The sequence below is a fragment of the Actinomycetospora sp. genome (genome assembly GCF_055612215.1).
In genome coordinates, this window is record NZ_JBVPVA010000871.1 from 1 (window position 1) to 1640 (window position 1640).

The window sequence follows — 1640 nt, forward strand, 5'->3', positions numbered from 1 at the left end:
GGTGAGGATGTCGAGGTCGAGCACCGACTCGTGGGGGAGGCCGGCGCGCCACGACGACGACTCGATGCCGAGGCCGGTGACCGCCCCGCCGAGGGTGATGGTCTTGAGCTGCGGCACGACGAGAGGCATCAGCCCGTACGCCAGGGTCGCCGCAACGAGGTCCTCGTAGGTCGTCATGCCGCCGACGCTGGCCGTGCGCGCCTCGACGTCGACGCTGATCACCTGGCGGAACGGCGACGCGTCGAGCCAGACGCCGGTGTGCGGCTGCCGGGCGCGAAACAGGTTGGACGTCGGCTTGGCCAACCTGATGCGCGTCGTCGGGTCGGACTGGGCGAGGGTGGCGAGATGACCGTGGCTCCCAGGACGGCGGGTTCGAGTGCCGCCCACGAGCAGGCCGTGGCGGCCGCGCGGGCACGCCTCGCGGCGCTGCCGCCGGACGCGCCGGTGCGGCTGAAGAAGCGGACGTCGAACCTGTTCCGGTTCCGGCACGGCCGGGGCGGGCTGGAGGTCGACGGTCTGGACCGCGTGCTGCACGTCGACCCCGAGGCCCGCACGGCCGACGTCGGCGGGATGACGACCTACGAGGACCTCGTCGCGGCCACGCTGCCGCACGGCCTCATGCCGCTGGTGGTCCCGCAGCTCAAGACCATCACCCTCGGCGGGGCGGTCGTCGGGCTGGGCATCGAGTCGACGTCGTTCCGGGACGGGCTGCCGCACGAATCCGTGCTCTCGGCGGACGTGCTGACCGGCGCGGGGGAGATCGTCACCGCGACGCCCGACAACGACGCCGCGGACCTGTGGGCCGGCCTGGCCAACTCCTACGGGACCCTCGGGTACGCGGTCGCGCTGCGCATCGAGCTCGCGCCGGTCCTGCCGTTCGTGCGGCTGCGCCACGTCCGGTTCGACGACCCGGCCTCGCTCGCCAAGGCGGTCGACGTCATCGCCGTGGAGCACTCCTACGACGGCGAGGCGGTCGACTTCGTCGACGGGACCGTGTTCGGACCCTCCGAGACCGCGTCCGGGCGTCCCGAGCAGTACCTGACGCTGGGGCGCATGGTGTCCGAGGCGCCTGCGCTCTCGGACTACACCGGCCAGGACGTCTACTACCGCTCGATCGCGCGGCTCGCGGACGCCGCCCCGGACGGTGTCGGGGTCGACCACCTGAGCATCCACGACTACCTCTGGCGCTGGGACACCGACTGGTTCTGGTGCTCCCGGGCCCTCGGGGTGCAGCACCCCGCGGTGCGCCGGCTCTGGCCGGGGCGCTGGCGGCGCTCCGACGTCTACCGGCGCCTCGTCGCCCTCGACCGGCGGTACGGCGTCTCGGAGCGGCTCCAGACCCGCGCGACCGGGGCGGCCGGGGTCGAGCCGATCATCCAGGACGTCGAGGTGCCGGTGGAGCGCCTCGCGGAGTTCCTCGACTTCTTCCACACCGAGATCGGCATCTCGCCGGTCTGGGTCTGCCCGCTGCGGTTGCGCGGGGACCGGACCTGGCCGCTCTACCCTCTCGAGCCGCGGCGGACCTACGTCAACGTCGGGTTCTGGTCCGACGCGCTGCTGACCCCCGGGATGGCCCGCGACCACCACAACCGGCTCATCGAGCGGAAGCTCATGGAGCTCGAGGGGCACAAGTCGCTCTA

At 72.7% G+C, this 1640-nt stretch carries 2 protein-coding genes; one reads left to right on the forward strand and one right to left on the reverse strand.

Going from position 1 to position 1640, the window contains the following annotated elements; all coding sequences use genetic code 11:
• Positions 1 to 393 (reverse strand): FAD-binding protein (locus tag AC0CYZ_RS23600; RefSeq protein ID WP_472219855.1); only part of this gene is annotated, 393 nt, incomplete at its 3' end.
• On the opposite strand from AC0CYZ_RS23600, the gene AC0CYZ_RS23605 reads away from it, so the two are divergent.
• Positions 346 to 1640 (forward strand): FAD-binding oxidoreductase (locus AC0CYZ_RS23605; protein ID WP_472219853.1); only part of this gene is annotated, 1295 nt, incomplete at its 3' end. The genes AC0CYZ_RS23600 and AC0CYZ_RS23605 overlap by 48 nt on opposite strands.